Annotated in this window: 13 protein-coding genes and 1 other RNA gene; all 14 read right to left on the bottom strand. The window is 69.6% G+C overall.

Translation table 11 applies throughout. The features are described 5' to 3' along the window. Positions 1-19: 19 nt before the first annotated feature. The 14 genes from murG to DJ019_RS09305 all read right to left on the bottom strand — a co-directional run bounded on the left by murG (position 20) and on the right by DJ019_RS09305 (position 14,463). Positions 20-1,117 carry an undecaprenyldiphospho-muramoylpentapeptide beta-N-acetylglucosaminyltransferase gene (gene murG / locus DJ019_RS09370; protein WP_111275750.1) on the bottom strand — a complete coding sequence of 366 codons (1,098 nt, stop codon included), beginning with the start codon at positions 1,115-1,117 and terminating at the stop codon, positions 20-22. A 13-nt stretch (positions 1,118-1,130) separates the two neighbouring features. Beyond that, a complete protein-coding gene (gene ftsW / locus DJ019_RS09365) occupies positions 1,131-2,306 on the bottom strand; it encodes a putative lipid II flippase FtsW (protein WP_111275749.1) in 1,176 nt (391 codons plus the stop codon). After that, positions 2,303-3,718: a UDP-N-acetylmuramoyl-L-alanine--D-glutamate ligase gene (gene murD, locus DJ019_RS09360; protein ID WP_111275748.1), complete on the bottom strand. Its 1,416-nt coding sequence runs from the start codon at positions 3,716-3,718 to the stop codon at positions 2,303-2,305. The genes ftsW and murD overlap by 4 nt, the downstream gene beginning before the upstream one ends. Positions 3,719-3,737: 19 nt before the next feature. After that, on the bottom strand, positions 3,738-4,847 hold the full coding sequence (gene mraY, locus DJ019_RS09355) for a phospho-N-acetylmuramoyl-pentapeptide-transferase (protein WP_111275747.1): 1,110 nt from the start codon (positions 4,845-4,847) through the stop codon (positions 3,738-3,740). After that, a complete protein-coding gene (locus DJ019_RS09350) occupies positions 4,847-6,244 on the bottom strand; it encodes a UDP-N-acetylmuramoyl-tripeptide--D-alanyl-D-alanine ligase (protein WP_111275746.1) in 1,398 nt (465 codons plus the stop codon). Before DJ019_RS09350 ends, mraY begins: the two co-directional genes overlap by 1 nt. Beyond that, positions 6,237-7,691: a UDP-N-acetylmuramoyl-L-alanyl-D-glutamate--2,6-diaminopimelate ligase gene (locus DJ019_RS09345; RefSeq protein WP_111275745.1), complete on the bottom strand. Its 1,455-nt coding sequence runs from the start codon at positions 7,689-7,691 to the stop codon at positions 6,237-6,239. Before DJ019_RS09345 ends, DJ019_RS09350 begins: the two co-directional genes overlap by 8 nt. Then, positions 7,688-9,448 carry a peptidoglycan D,D-transpeptidase FtsI family protein gene (locus DJ019_RS09340; protein ID WP_111275744.1) on the bottom strand — a complete coding sequence of 587 codons (1,761 nt, stop codon included), beginning with the start codon at positions 9,446-9,448 and terminating at the stop codon, positions 7,688-7,690. Before DJ019_RS09340 ends, DJ019_RS09345 begins: the two co-directional genes overlap by 4 nt. After that, positions 9,445-9,909: a cell division protein FtsL gene (ftsL, locus tag DJ019_RS09335; protein ID WP_111275743.1), complete on the bottom strand. Its 465-nt coding sequence runs from the start codon at positions 9,907-9,909 to the stop codon at positions 9,445-9,447. Before ftsL ends, DJ019_RS09340 begins: the two co-directional genes overlap by 4 nt. Further along, a complete protein-coding gene (rsmH, locus tag DJ019_RS09330) occupies positions 9,906-10,850 on the bottom strand; it encodes a 16S rRNA (cytosine(1402)-N(4))-methyltransferase RsmH (protein WP_111275742.1) in 945 nt (314 codons plus the stop codon). The genes ftsL and rsmH overlap by 4 nt, the downstream gene beginning before the upstream one ends. Further along, positions 10,847-11,314 carry a division/cell wall cluster transcriptional repressor MraZ gene (locus DJ019_RS09325; RefSeq protein ID WP_111275741.1) on the bottom strand — a complete coding sequence of 156 codons (468 nt, stop codon included), beginning with the start codon at positions 11,312-11,314 and terminating at the stop codon, positions 10,847-10,849. Before DJ019_RS09325 ends, rsmH begins: the two co-directional genes overlap by 4 nt. Positions 11,315-11,565: 251 nt before the next feature. Continuing rightward, an RNA gene (gene rnpB / locus DJ019_RS09320) (RNase P RNA component class A) lies at positions 11,566-11,958 on the bottom strand. A gap of 84 nt (positions 11,959-12,042) precedes the next feature. After that, positions 12,043-12,708, bottom strand: coding sequence for a PEPxxWA-CTERM sorting domain-containing protein (locus tag DJ019_RS09315; RefSeq protein ID WP_111275740.1), 666 nt, complete (start codon positions 12,706-12,708; stop codon positions 12,043-12,045). 145 nt (positions 12,709-12,853) lie between these two features. Further along, on the bottom strand, positions 12,854-13,573 hold the full coding sequence (locus DJ019_RS09310; protein ID WP_111275739.1) for an N-acetylmuramoyl-L-alanine amidase: 720 nt from the start codon (positions 13,571-13,573) through the stop codon (positions 12,854-12,856). Beyond that, entirely contained in the window at positions 13,570-14,463 is an 894-nt protein-coding gene (locus DJ019_RS09305; RefSeq protein ID WP_111275926.1) for a DMT family transporter, read from the bottom strand. The genes DJ019_RS09310 and DJ019_RS09305 overlap by 4 nt, the downstream gene beginning before the upstream one ends. Between the last annotated feature and the right edge of the window lie 45 nt (positions 14,464-14,508).

Genomic DNA, 14,508 nt, shown 5'->3' with positions numbered 1-14,508 from the left:
TTGCGGAAGGGGCGCGTCCTCAGCGCTTGGCCGCCGTCTCCTCGACGACGTCGGCAAGGCGCTCGGCGGCGTCGGGAATGGCGACCGAGCGGGCCGCCGCCGCCATGCGGGCCAGGCGCGCCGGGTTGTTCAGCAACGTCTCCAGCGCCTTGGCCAGGCTGTCGACGGTGAGCTGGTGCTCCCGCGCCACCTCGGCGCCGCCCACGTCCGCGAGCAGCTTGGCGTTCTGGCCCTGGTCGTCGTCGATGGCGATGGCCAAAGGGACCAGGATCGACGGTTTGCCCGCCACGGCGAACTCGCAGACGCTGCCCGCGCCCGATCGGCCGATCACCAGGTGCGCATCGCGAAGGCGCCCGGCGATGTCGCGGAAGAAGGGCGCGATCTCCGCGTCCACCAGGGCGTCGCGATAGGCCCGGCGGGCGGTGTTCATGCTTTCGGCCCGGGTCTGCTGCTGGACCACCAGCCGGCGGCGCAGGTCTTCAGGCAGGGCCTTGATGGCTTCCGGCACCAGTTCCGACAGCAGCCGGGCGCCCTGGCTTCCGCCGGTGACCAGCAGGCGGATCTGTCCATCGGGCTCTGGCGCGACGTAGGGCAGCTCCGCCAACGCCCGGATCGGCGGGCGCACAGGATTGCCCACCACCTTCGCCCGCTCGGCCACGCCCTTCGGCGCCTTCGCGAGCGTCGGGAACGCGCAGGCCACCGTCTTCACATGCGGCGCGAGGAACCGATTGGCCCGGCCCATCACCGCGTTCTGCTCGTGGATGACGGTCGGACGGCGGTCCATGATCGCGGCCACCAGCGCAGGCGCCGACGGATAGCCGCCGAAGCCCACCACCACATCCGGGCCGACCTCGCGGAAGACCGCCCGCGCCTGCAGCGCCCCGCGCGTCACGGCGAGACCGGCACGAAGCATCCCCACCGGGTCGCCAGGCTTGAAGGTGGCGGCGGAAAGGCCGATGCGGCGTTCGGCGGGGAAATCCTGGGCCAGGCCGGCGACGCGCTCGTCCGAGGCCAGCAGGATGCCCCAGCCGCGCGCGATCAGCGCCTCGGCCAGCGCCTGGGCGGGAAACAGATGTCCACCGGTTCCTCCGGCGGCGACGACGGCGATCTTGCGCATGGGTCTGGCGCCTCTAAGCGTACGCGCCGGCCTTGGCGAGGCCTTCGGTGGGGGTGTAGGCGCCCGGCCGGCGCCGCGTCAGCGCCAGGGCAAGGCCCATGGTCAGGCCCATGGCCAGCATCGACGAGCCGCCATAGCTGATGAAGGGCAGCGTCATCCCCTTGGTCGGGATCAGGTTCAGATTCACGGCCACGTTGATGATCGCCTGCTGCCCCACGAGCACGAACAGCCCCGCGGCCGCCACCTGCTCGAACGGATCGCTCAGCTTCATGGCGCGATAGAGGCCGCGGACCACGACGAAGCCGAACAGCGCGACCAGCAGCAGGCTGAAGATCAGGCCATACTCCTCCGCGCCGACCGAATAGATGAAGTCGGTGTGCAGATCGGGCACGTGGCGCTTCATCACGCCCTCCCCCGGGCCGCGCCCGAAGAAGCCGCCGGCGGAGATGGCCTCGGCCGCGCGGTCCACCTGGTGGGTGTCGGCCTTGTCCGGGCTGAGGAAGCGGTCGACGCGGCTGGCCACGTGCGGGAACAGGAAATAGGTCGAGGACAGGCCGGCAATGGCCGTCGCCCCGAGCAGCATCACCCACGACATCGGCACGCCCGCCATCCAGAAGGCCGCCCCGAAGGCCACGGTAATCAGCACCGTCTGCCCCACGTCCGGCTGGATCAGCAAGAGCCCGACGGAGATCGCATAGAGCCCGAAGGCGATCGAAACCCCCGGAACGCCCTGGCCCTTCTGACCCTCGGCGAACATCCAGGCCACGAGGATGATCAGCGCCGGTTTCATGTACTCCGACGGCTGGAAGGTGAAGCTGCCGAACTGCAGCCAGCGGGTCGCTCCCTTGGCGCTGTGTCCGATGAACGGCAGGGCGATCATCACCGCGATGGCGAACAGCCAGATGAAGAACGCCGCGCGGCGCACGCCCTTCACGTCCAGCATCGAGATGGTCAGCAGCACGAAGGCGGCCGCGCCCGCGAAGACGCACTGCCGGACCGCGAAGTGGAACGGATCGCCGATGTTCATCCGCGCCGCAGCCGCCGGGCTGGCGGCGAACGACATCAGGACGCCGATGCCGATCAGCAGGGCCACGACGCCCAGCATCCAGCGGTCGACCGTCCACCACCAGACGCCCAGCGGGGAGCGGTCGGAGCGGGCGAAGGCGTGAGCGTGGCTGACCGGCTTCATATGGCCCCCTCCGTCGTGCGGCCGGCGGCGATCGCCTGGGCGGCGGCGCGGAAGGCCTCGCCGCGCTGTTCGAAATCCGCGAACTGGTCGAACGAGGCGCAGGCGGGCGACAGCAGGACGATGGCGTCCTTGCCGCTCGCGGCGGCGTCGGCATAGGCGGCCCGGGCAGCGGCCTCGATGGTTCCGCACTTCACCGCCGGGGCTTTGCCCTCCAGCGTGCTGGCGAACGCGTCCTCCGCCTCGCCCACCAGATAGGCCTTGGTCACGCGCGGAAAGAGGTCGGCCAGGTCGTCGATGCCGCCGGTCTTCGGCTGGCCGCCCGCGATCCAGTAGACCTGCGGATAGCTGGACAGGGCCTGGCGCGCGGCGTCCGCGTTGGTCGCCTTGCTGTCGTTCACGAAGCGCACCCGACCGATCAGGGCGACCGTCTCCATGCGGTGGGCAAGGCCGGGGAAGGTCATCAGCGCCCGGGCCGCAACCGCTGGATCGATGCCCAGTCCCTTGGCAGCGGCGAACGCCGCGGCGGCGTTCTGCCAGTTGTGGCGGCCCGGCAGCGAGCGGGCGCGCTTCAGGTCGGCCACCTCGGCGGCGCGGTCTCCCGAGGCGTCGTAGAGCAGGCCATCCAGCGCGTAGATCCCGCGGCTCATGGCCTTGCTGGCCGAGATCGGCACGATGGTCCGACAGTTCGCGGCCGTGATCTCGGTGCAGATCCGCTGGCCGCAGGCATCGTCGACGCCGATGACCGCGGTGTCGCCCTTCCCCTGGTTGAGCAGTATCCGCCGCTTGGCCGCGACGTAGTTCTCCATCGTCCCGTGCCGCTCCAGATGATCGGGCGAGATGTTGAGGATCACCGCCACGTCGGCCTTCAGGCTCGTGGTCAGGTCGAGCTGATACGACGACAGCTCCAGGACGTAGACGGCGCCGCCGTGCATGTCGTCGAGGCTGAGGACGCCCAGACCGATGTTGCCGCCGACCCGGGTGTCACGGCCGGCCTCGCGGCAGATGTGGCCGATCAGGGCCGTGGTCGTGGACTTGCCGTTGGTGCCCGTGATCGCCACCACCTTAGGCCGCTTGTGCTCGGGGGCCGCGTTCACGGTCCGGGCGAAGAGCTCGATGTCACCGAGGATCTCGACGCCGGCGGTCTTCGCCTTCTCCACCGTCCAGTGCGGCTTGGGATGCGTCAGCGGCACGCCCGGGGACAGCATCAGGGCGTCGAATTGCGACCAGTCGGCGGCGGTCAGATCGGTGAGTTGGAACCCCTCGGCGGCCGCGGCCTCCCGCGTCGCGGGCTTGTCGTCCCACAGCGCCACCTTGGCCCCGCCGGCCAGGAGGGCGCGCGCCGCGGCCAGGCCCGTGCGGGCCAGACCGAACACGGCGACGGTCTTCCCTTCGAAGCCGCGGACCGGGATCATGACGCGCCGACCGCCCTCCCTAGCGCAGTTTCAAGGTGGCGAGGCCAAGCAGCGCCAGCATGACCGCCACGATCCAGAACCGGATCACCACGGTGGATTCCGACCAGCCCAGCTTCTCGAAGTGATGGTGCACCGGCGCCATCAGGAAGATCCGGCGGCCCGTGCGCTTGAACCAGAAGACCTGGATGATCACCGACAGGGTCTCGGCCACGAACAGGCCGCCGATGATCCCGAGCACGATCTCGTGCCGCGTCGCCACGGCGATCGCGCCCACGGCGCCGCCCAGCGCCAGCGAGCCGGTGTCGCCCATGAAGATCTTCGCCGGCGGGGCGTTGTACCAGAGGAAGCCCAGGCCGGCGCCGAGCACCGCCCCGCAGAACACCGCCAGTTCGCCCACCCCGGGGACGAAATGGAGCTGCAGGTAGTTCGAGAAAACGAAGTTCCCGACCAGATAGGCGATGAGCCCATAGGCGGCGGCGGCGATCATCACCGGCACGGTCGCCAGGCCGTCGAGACCGTCGGTGAAGTTCACGGCGTTCGCCGCCCCGACGATGATGAAGGCCCCGAAGAGCAGATAGCCCCACGAGAGATCGATGAAGTACTGCTTGAAGATCGGGAAGGTCACCGAGGTCAGGAGTTCCGGATTCTGGGGCGGCTTGGGCGCCATGACGATGATCAGGGTGATGGCCGCCATCGCGATGGCCACCTCCAGCACAAGGCGCACCTTGCCCGATACGCCAGCCGTCGATTGCTTGGTGACCTTGGCGTAGTCGTCGGTGAAGCCCAGCAGGCCATAGCCGCCGGTGACGAGCAGCACGGCCCAGACATAGACGCTCGACAGGTCCGCCCACAGCAGCGTGCCGGCGAACAGGCCGGCAAGGATCATCACCCCGCCCATTGTGGGGGTGCCGGCTTTCTCGATCACGTGGCGCTCGATGCCCTCGGCGCGGATCGGCTGGCCCTTGCCCTGCTTGGCCTGCATCCAGCGGATGAAGCGGGATCCCATGAGCACGACCACGAACTGCGCGGTCACGATCGCGAGCCCCGTCCGGGTCGTCTGGTACTTCAAGAGGTTGAGGACGGGCACGTAGTGCGTCGAGGCGAACGCCAGATACAGCCAGTAGAACATCAGCGCGCCTCCCCGGGATCGCGCGCGAGCAGGGCCTGGGCGATCAGCCCGGCCTTCGACCCGTTCGACCCCTTCACCATCACCACGTCGCCGGGCTCTGCGGCTCGGACGACCTGCGGCGCGAGCTCCGCCGCCGTTTCGGCGTAGCCGCCGCGCCGAGTCGGCGGAAGGGCGTCCCAGAGGGATTTCATCAGAGGACCGGCGCAGAAGACGAGGTCGATTGACGCAGCCTCCAGCGGCTCGGCCAGGCCGGCGTGGAAGGCGAGGGCATCGGGGCCCAGCTCCAGCATGTCGGTCAGGGCGACGATCCGCCGTCCGGCGGTCGTCCGGGCGCCCAGGGTGCGGATGGCCGAGGCCATGGAGATCGGGTTGGCGTTGTAGCTCTCGTCGATCAGCGTGTAGGCGCCGCCGGGCATCGCGACCGTGCTTTCCGCCCCACGGCCGGCCAGGGGCTCGAATGAGCCCAGCGCCGCCAGCGACCTGTCGAGGTCGACGTTCAGCGCCTCCAGCATCAGCAGCACGGCCATGCTGTTGAGGCCCCAGTGCAGGCCGGTCTGCAGGATCGGGAAATCCAGCGCCTTGCCGTGCAGGCGCGCCTGGATCACCGCGTGGCCTGCCGGAACCTGGAAATCGATCAACCGGGCGTCGCACGCCTCGCCGGTTCCGAAACTCAGCACCTTCGCGCCAGCCTTGCGTGCTTCGCCGGCCAGCAGCTCGAACCAGCGGTTGTCGGCGTTGAGGATGGCGACACCGCCGGGCTCCAGCCCCTCGAAGATCTCCGCCTTGGCGCGGGCGACGCCGGTCTCCCCGTCCGGGAAATTCTCGGTGTGCACCGGCCCGACGGTGGTCACCACCACGACGTGGGGCCGGACCATCCGCGTCAGCGGCCGGATCTCATCGGCGTGGTTCATGCCGATCTCGAACACCGCCCGTTCGGTCGCCGCCGGCATCCGGGCCAGGGTCAGCGGCACGCCAATGTGGTTGTTGTAGCTCTTCACCGACGAGTGCGCCGGCCCGGCCAGCTTGAGGCCAGCCATGATCGCCTGGGTCACCGAGGTCTTGCCCACCGAGCCGGTTACGGCGCCGCGCCGCGCCTTCACCGCGCGCTCGCGGGCCGCGAGGCCGAGCTTTTCCAGGGCCGCCAGGGTGTCGGAGACCTTTACCGCCGGCGTCCCGACATCCCGCGAGACCAGCGCACCGGCCGCCCCGTTCGCCATCGCCTGGGCGACGAACTCGTGGCCGTCCCGGACGCCGGCCAGCGCCACGAACAGATCGCCAGGCTCCAGGCTGCGGGTGTCGATCGACACGCCCCCCGCCGTGAACCGTCCGCTCGCCGCCCCGCCTGTCGCCCTGGCGATTTCGTCCGATGTCCAGAGCGGGACGGTCGCATCAGCCATGGACCAGCTCCAGCGCCTTGGCCGTCTCCTGCACGTCGTCGAAGGGGTGGACCACGTCGCCCACGATCTGGCCCTGCTCGTGGCCCTTGCCGGCCACCACCAGGATGTCGCCGTCCCGCAGCATGTCCGCCGCGGCGCGGATCGCCTCACGGCGATCGCCGATCTCCTTCGCGCCAGGGGCGCCGGCCAGCACATCCGCGCGGATCGCCGCCGGAACCTCGGAGCGCGGATTGTCGTCGGTGACGATAGCCACATCCGCGAGGTTGACCGCCACCTGCCCCATCAGCGGGCGCTTGCCCCTGTCGCGATCGCCGCCCGCGCCGAACACCACGATCAGCCGGCCCCGCACGTGCGGGCGCAGGGCCAGCAGTACGGTCTCCAGCCCATCTGGCGTGTGGGCGTAGTCCACATAGGCCTCACCCCCGCGAGGGCCCACGCCCACGCGCTGCAGCCGGCCCGGCGCCCCGGTCAGCGCCTCAAGACCCGCAAAGGTCGCCTCCCAGCTCAAGCCCGCAGCCCGGCAAAGGCCCGCGGCCACCAGCGCGTTGGAGGCCTGGAAGCCTCCCGCCAGCGGCAGGCGCACGTCCCACATCCGATCGTCGGCGCGGATCGACAGCCGCTGGCCATCCGGCAGCAGGGTACGCTCCACCAGCTTCAGCGCCTGGCCGGTCTCGCCCACGCTCATCACCCGCTGGCCGGACACCACCGAGGCGGCGGCGAAGAACGGGAAGGCGTCGCTGTCGGCGTTCAGCACCGCCGTTGCGCCGCGGGGCATGAGCTGTTCGAACAGCCGCAGCTTGGCCCGCATGTAGGCGTCCATGGCGCCGTGGTAGTCGAGGTGGTCCTGGGTGAGGTTCAGGAACCCCGCCGCCGCCAGGCGCACCCCGTCCAGCCGACGCTGGTCGATCCCGTGCGAGCTCGCCTCCATGGCGAAGTGGGTCACGCCGAGCTGACTGATCCGCATCAGCAGCTCGGCCACGTCGCCCGCGTCGGGCGTGGTGAGGCCCGGCGGCGTGATCTGGTCGTGGGTCCCGTCCGGGCGCGAGACGGTCAGTCCTAGGGTGCCCATGCTGGCCGAGACGTGGCCCGCGCCGGCGAACATCTGGCGGCAGAAGTTGGCGACCGAGGTCTTGCCGTTGGTCCCCGTCACCGCCACGCAGGTCTGCGGCTGTCGGCCCCAGAAGTTGGCGGCGGCCAGGGCGTAGCCGCGGCGGGGGTCGCGGCAGACCACGGTCGGGACGGAGAGGTTCAGGTCCTGGTCGGCGATCACCGCCGCCGCTCCGGCCTCGACGGCCTTCTGGGCGAAGACGGCGCCGTCGACCTTCGAGCCCGGCAGGGCCGCGAACAGGAAGCCGGGCTTCACCTTGCGGCTGTCGGCCGTGACGCCGGTGATCTCGGGATCAGTCCCGAAATCTCGTTTCACGAGACGGGTCAGGCGGACGCTCATCGGCCTTCGCCCATGGCTTCGACGTCGCCCATGTCCACCGGGATGGCCTGGGCCAGTTCCGGACGCCGGTTCACGCCCAGGAACGGTGCGATGCGCTCGATCACCCGGCCCGCGGCCGGCGCGGCGACCCAGCCGCCGGTGGCATAGCCCGCCGAGGCCGCCGTGCCTCGCGGCTCGTCCAGCAGGACCAGCACAAAGTAGCGCTTGGTGTCGATCGGGCCATGGGTCGGGAAGACCGCCGCGAACGAGGAGACCTGCCGCTGGTGGTTGTAGCCGCGGATCGCCGGGTCGTACTTCTCGCCGGTGCCCGTCTTGCCGCCCACCGCAAGGCCCGGGATGTTCGCCGAGCGGCCGCTGCCGGCCTCGCCGGCGACATTGGCGCGCATGATCGACAGCATCTGCAGCGAGGTGCGCTCACTCATCACCCGGGGACCATCGACCTTGGCGCCGGGTTCCAGCTTGCGGACCGTGAGGGGGATCAGCTTGCCGCCGTTGAGCACCGCACCGTAGGCGCGCGCCAGGGCCAGCGGGCTGACATTGATCCCATGCCCGAACGAGGTGGAGGCCACCGCGTCTTCGTTCCACACCTTCGGGGTCAGCGGGCGGGCGCTCTCGATGAGTTCCACCTTGGCCGGCGAAGTCAGGCCCAGGCCATTGAAATACTTGCCCATCCGCTCGGGGCCGATGCCCACGCCAAGCTTGGCGGTGCCGATGTTGGACGAATGCTGGAACACCTCCACCAGCGTCAGCACCTTGCGGGCGGCGTGGTAGTCGTTGATCGTCCGATAGCCGAGCTTGTACGGCTCTCGCGCGTCGAACGTCGTCTCGGGCGTGGCGATCCCGGCATCGAGGCCGATGGCGACCGTGAAGCCCTTGAAGGTCGAGCCCATCTCGAACACCGTCGCCGCGGCGCGGTTCGTCTGGGCGTAGACGCCCGCCTTGCCGGGCTTGTTCGGATCATAGACCGGCCAGCTCGCCATCCCCAGGATTTCTCCCGTGTGGATGTCGGTCACGAGACCCACGGCGCCTACCGGCTTGAACTCGGCGACGGCCTTCCACAGCTCGTCCTCCAGGGCGCCCTGCACCCGAAGGTCGATGGAGAGCGGCAGAACGCCCCCGTTGCGGGCCAGGCCCCGGACTTCGTCGTTGAAGGCCGCCTCGACGCCGGCGACGCCCTCGCCGCCCGCGTCCGCGAACCCGATCACGTGCGCGGCCGTCGGCCCAAGCGGATAGACCCGACGCTGTTCGGGTTCGAAGGTCACGCCCGGCAGGCCCAGCGCATGGACGCGGTTGCGGTCAGCCGGCGTCAGGGCGCCCAGCACGAAGATGCGCCGATTGCCGCGCAGGGCCCGCTCCAGCCGGGCCGGATCCAGATCAGGCAGCGTCGTCAGCAGGGCCCGGCGGGTCTCCGCCGTGTCCCAGATCTCGCGCGGGTCCACGTAGAGACCGTAGTGCAGCAGGTCCGCGGCCAGCAGGCGGCCATTGCGGTCCACCAGGTCGGCGCGAGAGGCGCCCAGCGGCGCGCCGCCGACCCCGCCCCTGGCGTCGGAGAAGAGGGCCGCCCGGGTCGCGCCGATGGCCAGGGTGAGGAAGCCGAGGCAGAACAGCGCCAGGACGAAGAAGATGCGCAGGCGCGTGTCGTCCTCGGCGCGCCCCGATGCACGGGCCCGTTCAAACGCGTGCTCCAGGCCCCACATCCGCTCGATCAGCCAGCGCGGCAGGCCCAGACGGGAGAATGTCTGCTGGCCCAGGCTCATGGCGCCGCCCCGGGCTTCGGCGGAGGCTCGGCCTGCGCGACCCGGACGGGATTGGCGATGGCCGGCGGGGGCGGCGGCACGCCGGGGACATGACCGGCGCCGCTCACCATGGCGGCGACGGCGGACGGGGCCTTGTATTTCGGCGGGGGACCGGCGCGGGCAAGATCCACGATCTGGTCGACGGTGGCCTCGCGCTGAACGTAGACCGGCTCCATCTTCAGATAGGTCACCGCCAGGCGCTCGATGCGGCCGGGCTGCTCCAGGTGCGCCACCTCGGCCTGCAGCAGGCGGATGCGCGCCTTCTCAGCCTTGATCTGCCGCTCGACCTTGGCGATTTCCGCGCGCTCGCGGCCGGCCATGGTCTTGGCGAGATAGACACCCAGGATGAGAGTCACCAGCAGGCCGACGCCGACGAGGTCCAGCAGGCGGAAGCCCCGCACCTTGCGGGTGAACACGCTCATGCCGCCGCCCTCCAGACCGGCGCGTCGGTGCGCACGGCCGCCCTCAGCTTCGCCGAACGGGCGCGGGGGTTGGCGCGGATCTCCGCCTCGGACGGGCCCTGGGCGCCGTTGAAGAGCAGGCGGAAGCTCGGCGCGGCCCCCTGCTCGACCGGCGGCGCATGGCGCGATCCGGCCGGTGTCCGGCCTGCGCGCACGCTGAGGAAGCTTTTGACGATTCTGTCTTCGAGCGAATGGAACGTGACGACGCAGAGCCGACCGCCGGCTTTCAGCACCCGCTCGGCCGCGACCAGCCCGGCCTCGAGCTCGCCCAGTTCGTCGTTCACGGCGATGCGGAGGCCCTGGAAGGTCCGGGTCGCTGGATGGATCTTCGCGCCACGCCGGCCGCCCAGCGCCTGCTCGACGAACTCGGCCAGCTCGAGAGTGCGGGTGAAAGGCTGCTCGGCGCGGCGCTTCACGATCGCCCGGGCCACCCGGCGGCTCTCGCGCTCCTCGCCATAGACGAAGAGGATGCGGGCCAGCTCCTCCTGCTCGGCCGTGTTGACGAGGTCGGCCGCCGTGGGACCGTCGCTGCCCATCCGCATGTCCAGCGGCCCATCCTGCATGAACGAGAAGCCGCGCTCGGCCTGATCGATCTGCATGGAGGAAACGCCGAGGTCGAGGGCCACGCCGTCGGCGTGACCCTCGCCCAGCACTGCGTCCATTTCCGAGAATCGCGCCTCCACAAGGCGGAAGCGGTCTTCCGGAAATCCCGCAGCGAAGCGACGCACCGTAGGGTCGCGGTCAAACGCCACGACCTTCGCGCCCGTCGCGAGAATGGCGCGGGAGTAGCCCCCCGCGCCAAAGGTCCCGTCGATGACGATATCGCCCGGCCCGCAGGCCAGGTTCTCGATCACTTCATCGAGCAGGACCGAAACATGAGACTGATTCGAGGCCGCGTTCACGCCGCACCTCCCAGCCGAGCCGCGCGCTGCTGCGCCCGGAGTTGCGCCAGACCCTGGCGAGCCGCGTCGCGCTGGGCGGCGCGATAGGCGTTGAATGCGCCGCGTTCCCAGATCTGGAACCGATCGCCCAGCCCCACGACCGTCACCCAGTCGCTGAGACCGAACATCTCGCAGAGGGTTTCCGGCAGGGTGATCCGGCCGGCGGTGTCGAATGACAGCTTGGCCATGCCGCCCAGGATCGAGGTCTCCAGCGCGGTCCGCAGCGGATCGCCGAAGTCCAGCTCCTCGATCACCCCGTTGTAGCGATCGAACAGCGCCTTGCCGCCGCCTTCCAGGCAGTCGGCCTCGATCGAGGGGAAGCAGAAGACGCCGTCAAAGGGGCCCGAGACCGCCGCGCGGAACTCCTGCGGCACGACGATGCGCCGCTTCGAGTCCAGCTGCTTCTCGAAGGTCGAGAGAAACATCTCGCCCCAGGCCCTCCCTCCGCCAAATCCCCGAGCCCGCGCCCGACCCACCGCTCGGATTGGCGAATGGTTATTGGGTTAACATGGGACCAAATGGGTTTCAATGACACTGAATGGGCACTTCTCGTGAATTCAGGGGGCTGGACAAGGTTTATGGTTAAGAAACAGCAGTTATCCACAGAACGTACAGAGAACTGGTTAATTCAGCAGTCTTCAGCCGCGTCAGCGCGCCGCAGTCTTTGGGGAGAAGTGGGATCAGACGGCCTGTAAGCCGGGTTCTGTGCCGCCCCCTTGCGGGAACGCGGCGGTCATTCCTCTGGACCGACCCTCGCGGGCCGGTTCTCGCGACCTACCCGGATCCCTCGGGCCGGCGACGGCCCTACCTCCTTGCGAAGGCGCGGGATCCCTATTCGGTCTTGCTCCTGGCGGGGCTTGCCATGCGGCCTCTGTTACCAGCGACCCGGTGCGCTCTTACCGCACCCTTTCACCCTTACCGACGCCGAGGCGCCGGCGGTCTGCTCTCTGTGGCGCTATCCCTGGGGTCACCCCCGGCGGGCGTTACCCGCCGCCATGTCGTCGTGGAGCCCGGACTTTCCTCGACACCTCCACCGAAATGGAGGCGCCGCGACCGCCCGGCCGTCTGATCCGGGCGGAAAGTGGGCGCGCGCGACGCCGGGGTCAAGCGCAGGAACGCCCCGCCTCACGGCGGAGCGTCCAGTCTTCGAGGGTCAGGCGACGACGGTCGTCCGGCGTCGAAGCATCGCGCCGGCAGCGCCGAAGCCGAGGATCATGATCGCCCAGGTCGACGGTTCAGGCACGACACCGCCGCCGCCAGCGCTCCGGAAAGCGACCTCCCCGATGGCGCAGGCATTGAAGCTGGCGTCGCCAGCTTGCGGGCAGCCGTCCATGGCCAGGGTCAGGTAACGAGTCGAAATACTCTGGGCGAAGGCGAACACCTGCGGGCCGTAGTCGTTGTTGAGCAGGCTGTTGGCCGGGCTTCCGAAAAGGAAGTTCGGGTTGGCGTCGCCCGAGAGAGCGAAGCGCGTGAAGCCCGAGGCGTCCTCGTGCCAGAGCGCGAACGCGTCGATCTGCACCACCGATCCGAAGTCATAGGTGACCTGGGCGCTGGTCGCACCCTGGTTGCTGAACCACTCGTTGCCGGAGAACACATAGCTGTGCTGCGGATTGCCCGCCATGTAGGTGTCGAAGTCGGTGACGCCCGGCGTGTAGGTCACGGACAGGCCGGATTGGTCGAAGGTCTCGGATATCGGCCCGTAGCCGGGCCCGCCCGAGTCGATCACGCCGGAAACCGGGGCGATGATGACGCCGGCATTCGCCGTCGCCGACACGCCCAAGGCCAGGGCGGCGCACAGCGCCACGTTCGAAAATTTCATGTAGCACCTCCACAGATGGAACTGGGCAGCACCACCCCCTTAACCATCCTGGACATTCAACACCCGATCGGGTTCCGCCCAAGCTCGTTCGCCTGGTTGGGGAGCCGCAGGCGTCCCGGCACGCCATAGCTGTAATCGTGCGCCCTCAGCCGCCAGTTCGCAGCAGAGCGATCAGCCGCGCACGAGTCTCGCCGTCGGCGATCCCGTCAACCCGCTCGGGCCGCCAGTGCCGCTGGAACGCCCGCACCACCGCCGTGGTGTCGGCGTCGAACTTGCCAGACGGCGGCAGGTCGTAACCCAGCCGCGTGAAGCCTGCCTGCAGGGCGAACACGGCCGCGCCTTCCTCGCCCTCCCCGATCGGCTCGCCCGGCGCCGGCGGCGCCTCGACCCACAGGCCATGCCCGGCCTCGGCCAGCCGCTTCCAGGGGAACAGCTCGCCCGGGTCGTCCTTGCGGTTCGGCGCCACGTCGGAGTGGCCGACGATGTCGCGGTCCTCGATGTCCCAGCGGCTGCGGATATCTCCCACCAGCGCGATCACCGCCGCGACCTGCGCCTCGGGAAAGGCGCGGTAACCGAACTCGTGCCCGGGATTGACGATCTCGATGCCGATGGAGTCGCCGTTCACGTTGCGCCGGCCGCGCCAGTACGAGACGCCGGCATGCCAGGCCCGGCGCTCCTCGGGCACGAGCCGGAAGATGCGGCCGTCTTCCTCAACGACATAATGCGAGGACACCTTCGCCTCGGGGTCCCGCAGCCGGGCGATGGCCTCCTCCCCCGTCTTCATGCCTGTGTAGTGCAGCACCAGGATGCTCGGGGGCGCCGTCCGGGGATCGAAGTTGGGAGACGGGGCCTCGATGAAGGTCATTGGTCGCGGTTCCGGATGGCCAGCAGCATCGGCATCACCTGGTTGCCGCGCAGCACGATGATGAGCACGCCCGTGAGCGCGACGGCGCTGCCGATGATCATGCGCGGCCCGAACGGGTCGCCCATCACCGCGACGCCCAGACCGATGGTGGCCAGCGGCGTCATCAGGGTCAACGCCGAGATCAGGTTCGCCTCATAGCGCTGGATCAGCCAGTAGTAGACGGTGTGCGCCACCAGACTGACGACCAGGGCCGAGAAGACGACCGCCCCCCAGAACGGCCAGCCTGCCGCCACCGCCTTGGCCGGGGCGCCCGGCTCCAGCCAGAACGACAGCGCGGCCAGCGGCCAGACCGACGTCCAGCCCACCCACGCCTGGTAGGTCAGCGGCTTCACGCCTTCCATCTGCTTCATCAGCACCGCGCCCATCGAGCCCATGAAGGCCGCCGCGGCGACGAACAGCAGCCCTGTGGAAATCGAGAAGCCGTGCGGATCCCACATCACGGTCATCGCCCCGGCGAACGTCAGCGCGATGCCGAGACCGCGACGCCAGCGAATCTTCTCGCCGAGCATCAGCACCGACAGCAGGGTGGTCATCGGCATGCCGAGCTGCAGGACCACCGCCGCGGACGACGCGGTGGACATCTTCAGGCCCACGAACATCAGCGCGAAGTTGCCCCCGCCCATCAGCAGGGCCACGGCCACCAGCCGCCACAGGGGCTTCGGCGCAGGCCAGAGGAACGGGAAGGTGCACGCTGCGACGATCACGAACCGTGCCGCCGCATAGAACAGCGGCGGCACGTCCAGGCCGCTCACCACATGCTTCGACAGCACATTGTTGACGGCCCAGACCAGGCACATCGCCAACAGCAGCGCGAAGTCACGGGGGGACATGAACACCGGTTAGTTTGGCCCGGCGTCGGCGACAAGCTTCGACCG

Origin of the sequence: Phenylobacterium kunshanense, from assembly GCF_003254525.1 — a bacterium.
GTDB classification, from domain to species: Bacteria; Pseudomonadota; Alphaproteobacteria; order Caulobacterales; family Caulobacteraceae; genus Phenylobacterium; species Phenylobacterium kunshanense.
The sequence above is the reverse complement of the archived record's forward strand: the minus strand, read 5'-3'. Positions and strand labels throughout refer to the sequence as shown.